Annotated in this window: 1 protein-coding gene; it reads right to left on the minus strand. The window is 55.1% G+C overall.

Annotation, left to right across the window (positions count from 1 at the left end; all coding sequences use genetic code 11):
• Window positions 1-276 (minus strand): VCBS domain-containing protein (locus LZP69_RS16440; RefSeq protein WP_234201756.1); only part of this gene is annotated, 276 nt, incomplete at both ends.

The following is a 276-nucleotide window of genomic DNA, read 5'->3' on the forward strand; positions in this document are numbered from 1 at the left end:
GAGTTTGACCTACGCCCAGCGACTGATAAGCACTGTGGCTAGCATCAAATGCCCAGCTGCCATCGGTGTTGACGGTTAAGCCATCAACTGGGTTAGCAATCGAGTAGGTAATGGTGTCATTGCTGTCGATATCTGAGCCGGTGATTTGCCCTGAGATGCTGGCGTCTTCCGCTACAGTTTGCGCGGCAATGCTGCTGAGCACTGGCGCATCGTTAGTACCGGTGAGGGTAATGACCAGGTCTTGGGTGTTAGTCGCGCCGGCTGCATCTGTGACCG

The sequence above is a fragment of the Shewanella sp. AS1 genome (genome assembly GCF_021412565.1).
GTDB lineage: Bacteria > Pseudomonadota > Gammaproteobacteria > Enterobacterales > Shewanellaceae > Shewanella.